The 7,232-nt window shown below is 24.3% G+C and carries 9 protein-coding genes; all 9 read left to right on the top strand.

The genetic code is table 11. The annotated features are described in order from the left end of the window. A partial coding sequence (locus CP960_RS03725; RefSeq protein ID WP_133121132.1) for an O-antigen ligase family protein occupies nucleotides 1-493 on the top strand: 493 nt, incomplete at its 5' end. Then, nucleotides 490-1,233, top strand: coding sequence for a glycosyltransferase family 2 protein (locus CP960_RS03720; RefSeq protein WP_191321639.1), 744 nt, complete (start codon nucleotides 490-492; stop codon nucleotides 1,231-1,233). The genes CP960_RS03725 and CP960_RS03720, both read left to right, overlap by 4 nt. After that, on the top strand, nucleotides 1,223-2,323 hold the full coding sequence (locus CP960_RS03715) for a glycosyltransferase family 4 protein (RefSeq protein WP_101183880.1): 1,101 nt from the start codon (nucleotides 1,223-1,225) through the stop codon (nucleotides 2,321-2,323). The genes CP960_RS03720 and CP960_RS03715 overlap by 11 nt, the downstream gene beginning before the upstream one ends. Before the next feature lie 63 nt (nucleotides 2,324-2,386). After that, on the top strand, nucleotides 2,387-2,983 hold the full coding sequence (locus CP960_RS03710) for a YrbL family protein (protein ID WP_101183879.1): 597 nt from the start codon (nucleotides 2,387-2,389) through the stop codon (nucleotides 2,981-2,983). Nucleotides 2,984-2,989: 6 nt separating this feature from the next. Continuing rightward, nucleotides 2,990-3,736, top strand: a complete 747-nt coding sequence (locus CP960_RS03705) for a lipopolysaccharide kinase InaA family protein (protein ID WP_101183878.1) — start codon at nucleotides 2,990-2,992, stop codon at nucleotides 3,734-3,736. Next, a complete protein-coding gene (locus CP960_RS03700) occupies nucleotides 3,736-4,656 on the top strand; it encodes a glycosyltransferase family 9 protein (RefSeq protein ID WP_101183877.1) in 921 nt (306 codons plus the stop codon). The genes CP960_RS03705 and CP960_RS03700 overlap by 1 nt, the downstream gene beginning before the upstream one ends. Continuing rightward, nucleotides 4,649-5,242, top strand: a complete 594-nt coding sequence (locus CP960_RS03695; protein ID WP_101183876.1) for a YrbL family protein — start codon at nucleotides 4,649-4,651, stop codon at nucleotides 5,240-5,242. The genes CP960_RS03700 and CP960_RS03695 overlap by 8 nt, the downstream gene beginning before the upstream one ends. Further along, nucleotides 5,235-6,302, top strand: a complete 1,068-nt coding sequence (locus CP960_RS03690; RefSeq protein WP_101183886.1) for a hypothetical protein — start codon at nucleotides 5,235-5,237, stop codon at nucleotides 6,300-6,302. Before CP960_RS03695 ends, CP960_RS03690 begins: the two co-directional genes overlap by 8 nt. Then, a complete protein-coding gene (locus tag CP960_RS03685) occupies nucleotides 6,292-7,230 on the top strand; it encodes a glycosyltransferase family 9 protein (protein WP_101183875.1) in 939 nt (312 codons plus the stop codon). Before CP960_RS03690 ends, CP960_RS03685 begins: the two co-directional genes overlap by 11 nt. The last annotated feature ends 2 nt before the right edge of the window (nucleotides 7,231-7,232 follow it).

Here is a 7,232-nt window from a genome sequence, read left to right as displayed (position 1 = left end):
TAAATTTGATAGATTTGTTATTGCTTATAATGAAACAAAAAAAGTATTAGAAAATAATACTTATAGTGGTAGTGTGGGATTGAGAATTTATTTTAATAAAGTAGGTTTTGAGATTTTTAAAGATAATTTATTTTTTGGAACAGGCCCTAAAGATAATAGAATCCTACTTCAAGAAAAACAAAAATTAGATACTAATTATAATGCAAGAATAATTAATCATTTTCATAGTGAACATATGGATACTTTAACAGCATATGGTTTAATAGGATATAGTCTATTGTTTTTAAGTATAGTGATTTTAATTTATAATTTACGAAAAATCCCATTGTATTATTATATGAGTTTAACTGTTTTTTTATCATTGTTTTTTAATTCCTTTGCAAACAAAACATTGTCTGTTAAACCTTTAAATTATGTTTATATAATATTTTTCTTACTTTTTGTTATTATTGCATTTAACGAAAAAAATAAAAAAGAGAGTGAATTGAGTTGAAAATAACAGCAAATATAATAACACTTAATGAAGAAAAAAATATAAAAGAAGTTATAAAATCAGTACAAACAGTATGTGATGAAGTTTTAGTTATTGATTCATTAAGTAGTGATAAAACATGTGAAATAGCAGAGAGTTTAGGTGCAAAAGTTATAAAGCAAGAGTATTTAGGTGATGGTCCACAAAAAGCTTTTGGAGCTCCATTTGCAAAAAATGACTGGATTTTAAGTATAGATGCAGATGAAAGATTAGATTTAAATGCAATAGAAGAGATTAAAAAATTAGATTTAGAAAATACAACTTTTGATGCTTTTTCTTTCGCAAGAAAAACTTATGTTGGAAATAACTTTATAAAACTTTGGTATCCAGATAGAGTTACAAGACTTTATAATAGACGAAAATGTGCTTACTCAACTGCAAAAGGTCATGCAAAAGTAGAAACGCAAAATATTTGTGATTTAGAAGCTGATATGTTGCATTATTCATATGAAGATTATATACATATGATAAGAACCACAGAAAAGTTTATTAAAAGAGGTGCCGTTTTAGCATATGAAGATGGTAAGCGTGCAAATGTTTTTGATCCTTTTATTCATGGAGTTGGAGCACTTTTTAAAACATTGATTTTAAAAGGTGGTGCATTTCATGGAATTAATGGTTGGAATGTAGCTGTTGTATCTGCTTTTAGCTCTTATATGAAATATGCAATTATGTTAGAGATGCAAAAAAATGAAAAATAAGAGTATCTTAGAAGTTTGCTTATCTCCTGATTTAGGAGGATTGGAACTTTATATGAGTAATTGCTCAAAGTATTTATCAAAAGAGTTTAATGTATATAATGTAATTTCAAAAAATTCAAAGCTTGAAGACTATTTTAAAAATGACAAAAATAGTTTTCTTTTAAAAAGAAAAAGTAGTTTTTCATTATTTTTGGCTTTAAAACTTGCAAAGATTATCGATAAACAAAGTATTGATATTATTCATCTTCATTGGACAAAAGATATTCCAATTGTAGTATTTTCAAAAAAATTATCAAAAAGAAAACCAAAAATTGTACAAACAAGACATATGACAATGACAAGATTTAAAAATGATTTTTATCATAAGTTTTTATATAAAAATATTGATACAATTATTTGTGTAACAAAAGCCTTACAAGAGCAAGTTAATAAATTTATTCCTAAAAATATTAGACCTAAAACAGAAGTTATATATCTTGGTGCTAAAACATCTGAAAAGTTAAAAGAGAATGAAATACTAAAGTTTAAAAATAGTTTGAAAGTAAATGACTCTTTTATGCTAGGACTTGTTGGTAGAATCAATGAATTTAAAGGACAACATTTACTTATTGAAGCTATGAGTTTGCTAAAAGAAAAAAAATTAAATATCAAAGCTTATATCATAGGACATGCTATGAATGAAGAGTATTTAGAAAAGCTAAAACAAAAAGTTATAAAATATGAGTTAGAAGAGCAAGTTTTATTTGTGGGTTTTACAAAAGAACCTTCAAAATTTATGCAAGCTTGTGATGTAGTTTTAATGGCTTCTAAAAATGAAACTTTTGGATTAGTTACAATAGAAGCAATGCGAAATGGCACAGCTGTAATTGCTTCAAATTCTGGGGGAGTTTTAGAAGTAATTGATGATGAAAAAACTGGACTTTTATTTGAAAATCAAAATTATGAAGATTTGGCTTTAAAAATAGAAAAGTTATATAAAGATGATATTTTAAGAGAAAAATTAGCTTACGCAGGACAAAAAAAAGCAAAAATACAATTTGATTATGATAAACAGTTTGAAAAAGTAATTGAATTGTTTGGTAGATCTTAAAGTATCATATTTTATAAATCAAATTTTTGATAAAATAAGAAAAATAGAGTTTAGGAAAATTTATTGAATTTAATAAAATTAGATGAAAGTTTGTATTTAGGAAAGGGAAGAGAACGTAAATGTTATATTCATCCTCATGACTTTCAAAAAGTGATTAAAATTGTATATAGAAAAGACCAAGGGCTAAATCAAAATGAAATGGAATATAGTTATATTCAATATTTAAAGAAAAATAAAAAAGAATTTTCTCATATTACAAATTGTTATGGTTTAGTGAATACAAATATTGGAAAAGGTTTTGTTTTTGATAGAGTATTAGATTTTGATAATACACAATCAAAATCATTTAAGGAATTAGTCTTAAACTCTTTTTTCAGTAAAGATGAAGAACTAAAATTAATAGAAGATTTAAAACAGTATATTTTTAAAAATAATATAATTTTTGTAGATATTGCTTTAAGTAATATTTTATGCAAAAAAATTGATGAAAATAGTTATAAACTAATACTTACTGATGGAATTGGTGGGAAAAGATATGGCTTAAAATCAAAACTATATCAGTATTCAAAAGTTTTTACTAAATATAAAGTTTTAAAACAATGGAAAAAATTTTTAAAAAGATATGAAAAAGTTTCTTCTATGAAAGATTTAAATAAGTAGGTGATTTTGAGTTTTAAATATGAATTAAATAAAAATTATAAAAATATAAAAGAGTTTTTACTAAATATAAAAGAGTTTTTTGAAGAAAACTCAAATACTATACATAAAGCTAGAAATGAATTAAAAGTTATTGAATATAAAGGTGTAAAAACAGTTGTAAAAGGTTTTAAAGTACCCAATATAATCAATCAGATAGCATATGCATATTTTAGAGATTCAAAAGCTAAGAAATCATATAAAAACGCAATAAAGTTAAAAAATCTAGGTTTAAATACTCCTGAGCCAATTGGATATATAGAGTTTTATAAGAATTTTTTGTTTAAAGAGAGTTTCTTTATAGCAAAAAAGTATGAATATGATTTTACTATTAGAGAGCCTTTAAGAAATAAACAACTTAAAAATAGAGAAGATATTATAAAAAAGTTTGTTGAGTTTACATATAATTTGCATAAAAATAGTGTTTACCATAAAGACTTTTCAGCTGGAAATACTTTAGTATCTATCAATGATAATAACTATGAATTCTCAGTTGTAGATATTAACAGAATGGAGTTTAAAACTGTTGATTTAGAAACTGGACTTGATAATTTTGCAAAACTTTGGTTGGATGAAGACGATATAATTTTAATAGCTACAACATATTCAAATTTAGTAAATGCAGATAAAAATGAAGCTATAAAGTTATTAAAAAATTCAGATAGAAAATTAAAAGAGTTTGTAGAGTTTAAAAGAAAAATTAGAGGTAAAAAATAGTGAATTTACTTATTACTAGACATGATAAAATTGGTGATTTTGTTGTGACTTTACCTTTATTTAAAGCTATAAAAGAACAATACCCAAATACAAAATTAACAGCATTAGTTAGTAAAATTAATTTTGATTTTGCAAAAGAGATTGATTTTATTGATAATGTAATTTTATTTGATAAAGAAAATTTAGACACTACTTTAAAACAGATAAAAGAGAAAAAATTTGACGCAAGTATTTCTTGTTTTATTGATACTACTTTGGGAAAACTTCTTTTCAAAAGTGGTATAAAAAATAGAGTTGCTCCTGCTACTAAAATTGCTCAAATTTTTTTTAATAAAAGGGTAAAACAGCGAAGAAGTAAAGTAGAGAAAACAGAGTGGCAATATAATTTAGACTTAGCAAAAAAACTTTTTCCTAAGATTAAATTAGATTATACAAAGCCATTATTAAATCTTAATATAAAAAAAGAGAATAGAGTAGTTTTTCATCCAGGTTTTGGTGGAAGTAGTGATGGTAATTTATCTTTAGATGATTATATAAAGTTGGCTAAAAAAGTAAGTGAAACTTCAAAAAAAGTAGTTTTTACTTTCGGGCCAGATGATGCTTATTCAAAAGATTATATCTCTTCAAAAATTGATTTTGAAGCAGAAATTTTTGATTCAAAAATTTCATTATTTGATTTTACTAAATTTATAGCTTCTGCTGAAGTTTTTATTAGTACTTCAACAGGACCTATGCATTTAGCTGGGACAACAAATACTAAAACAATTTCTTTTTTTGGAGATTCATTATTTGCTAGTTCTGAAAGATGGGCAACAATAAGTGAAGAAAAAAATCAAAATAATTTTATGTTATCAAGTAATTATAGTAAAGAAGAATATAATAAAATAGAAAATTGTTTAATGGAACTTTTGAATGAATGAAAAAGTAGTTTTAAGTAATAAATACTTTTTAGCAAAAGGTGGAGAAAGAGATTGTTATATTCATCCCAATGATAATTCAAAAGTAATTAAAATAGTTCATAGAAAAGGTAAACATAACAATCAAAATGAACTAGAGTATATTTATAATAAATTTTTATTAAATAACGCTATCCCTTTTACTCATCTTACCAAATGTATTGGTTTTATTAATACTAATTTAGGTCAAGGTTTGATTTTTGATAGAGTTTTAGACTATAACAATAAGCAATCTAGTTCATTTAAAGATTTTTTACAAAATAAATTGCTTTCAAATGAAGAAGAGAATAGATTAGTAGAAGAGTTAAAAGAGTTTATCTTTACATATAATATATTATTTATTGATGTAGATTTAAGTAATGTCTTTTGTTGTGAATATAAAAAGAATAATTACCGATTAGTGATAATTGATGGATTAGGAGCTAGAAGAACTGGATGGAGATTTAACTTGTATTTAAAGTCAAGAACTTTTACTAAATATAAAATAAAAAAGCAATGGAAAAAATTTTTCAAAAATTTCCAAAATGCAAAAAGTAAAATATATGAATAAAGCTCCATTTTTTTGGGATAAATACTCAGACCAGCCAAGTGTTATAAAAGATAAAGCTTATAAAAAAGCTATGAGGAAAAAGTATATTTTTGATTATGTAAAAATGCTTTTTTTTTCACTTTTAATCTTACCTTTTGCAATTTTGTTTATGAAACTATTTAAAGGAAAGAATAATTTTTCAAATAAAGAGTTTATTGGTCTTGGTGTAAACTTAGATAAAGATGATGGAAATAATACACAGCAAAAACTTATTGAAGAGCTTGGTATTAAAAATCTTATTATTAGAGTACCTTTATGGGATATAAAAAATATTGATTCTTATGTAGAGTTTGCAAAAAGTTTTAATGAAAAATCTTTTAAAAATATTTTAATAAATATTATTCAAGATAGAGTTCATATTGAAAATCATAAACTTTTAAAAAAAGATTTAGATACTGTTTTTTCAAAATTTAACTCTTTTGTAAGTGAGTATCAAGTGGGAACTACTATAAATAGAGCAAAGTGGGGTTTTTTTGCTGTAAAAGAGTATCTTGAATTTTTTAAAATAGCTCAAGATTTAAGAGATGAAAAATATAAAGATTTAAAATTAATAGGTCCAAGTACAATAGATTTTGAGTATTATTATAATATAAGGGCTATGTTTAATTTGTATAATATAAAATATGACAAAATAAGTTCTCTTTTATATGTAGATAGAAGAGGAGCTCCTTGCAATACCCAATATATTTTTTTTGATACAAAAAATAAGATAGATTTACTTTACTCTTTATGTAAACTTTCACCTAAATCAAATGATAAGATTTATATTACAGAAGTAAATTGGCCTTTATCAAATACTGCACCTTATGCTCCAACAAGTGAAAAAGAGTGTATTAGTAATGAACAGTATGTAAAGTATATGATTGAGTATTTAAAAATAGCAAAGAAAAGTAAAAAGATACAAAAAGTTTTTTGGCATCAACTAATAGCTCCTGGATATGGGTTAGTTGATAATAGAGAGGGTAAAATAATAAAACTACCACAATTTTATGCATTAAAAGAAGTTTTAAATGAAGATTGAAAAAATATTTATAGAAATACCAACTTGGCTTGGTGATGCAATTATGACAACGCCAGCTATTGAAAATATTATAAAAACATATCCAAAAGCAAAGATAACTCTTCTTGGCTCGTATGTTTCAACTCAAGCTTTGGGAAATTTTAAAAATATAGAAAAAGTAATTGTTGATGATACAAAAAAAAGGGGAAATCGATATATTAATCTTTATTCTTTAGCTAAACAAATAGGAAAAGTTGATTTAGCTATCTCTTTTAGAAGAAGTTTTTCTTCAAAATTTATGATGTTTTTTATTGATTCACAAAAAAAATATAACTATAAAAGACTTCAAAAAGAGCAAATTCATCAAGTATTAAGATACAATGATTTTATAAATTATGAATTGAATTTACAAAATAAAGCTGGTGATTTAAAACTATATTTTAAGCCATTTTCTTATGATAAAGCAACACTTGGAATAAATCCAGGAGCCACTTATGGAAGTGCAAAAAGATGGTATCCAAATGAGTTTGCAAAAGTAGCAATTAAGATGTCAAAAGAGTATGATATTGTAATCTTTGGAGGTCCTAGTGAAATTGATATTGCAAAAGATATAGAAGATGAACTTATATCAAATAAAATTTCAAATTATCAAAATTTAGCTGGAAAAACTACAATTCCTGAACTTATAGAAAAAATAGCAGGTTTAGATATTTTTATTACAAATGATTCTGGGCCTATGCATGTTGCAGCTGCATATAAAGTAAAAACAGTGGCTATTTTTGGTCCAACAAGATTTAAAGAGACAAATCAATGGAATAATTCAAATGAAAATATTATAACGAAAAATTTAGAGTGTGCTCCATGTATGAAAAGAGTGTGTCCTTTAAAACATCATAACTGTATGAAACTTATTACAGCAAATGATGTTTTAAAAGTAATTGATAATTGATT

The organism is Malaciobacter halophilus, assembly GCF_002837275.1.
Lineage (GTDB): Bacteria > Campylobacterota > Campylobacteria > Campylobacterales > Arcobacteraceae > Malaciobacter > Malaciobacter halophilus.
Note: the sequence above shows the minus strand (reverse complement) of the source record. Positions and strands in the feature narration are given on the sequence as shown.

Excerpts from the sequence above, each read along its gene's own strand:
- CP960_RS03690 (WP_101183886.1), top strand. The coding sequence starts at position 5,235 with ATGAATAAAGCTCCATTTTTTTGGGATAAATACTCAGACCAGCCAAGT.
- CP960_RS03715 (WP_101183880.1), top strand. The coding sequence starts at position 1,223 with ATGAAAAATAAGAGTATCTTAGAAGTTTGCTTATCTCCTGATTTAGGA.
- CP960_RS03695 (WP_101183876.1), top strand. The coding sequence starts at position 4,649 with ATGAATGAAAAAGTAGTTTTAAGTAATAAATACTTTTTAGCAAAAGGT.
- CP960_RS03685 (WP_101183875.1), top strand. The coding sequence starts at position 6,292 with ATGAAGATTGAAAAAATATTTATAGAAATACCAACTTGGCTTGGTGAT.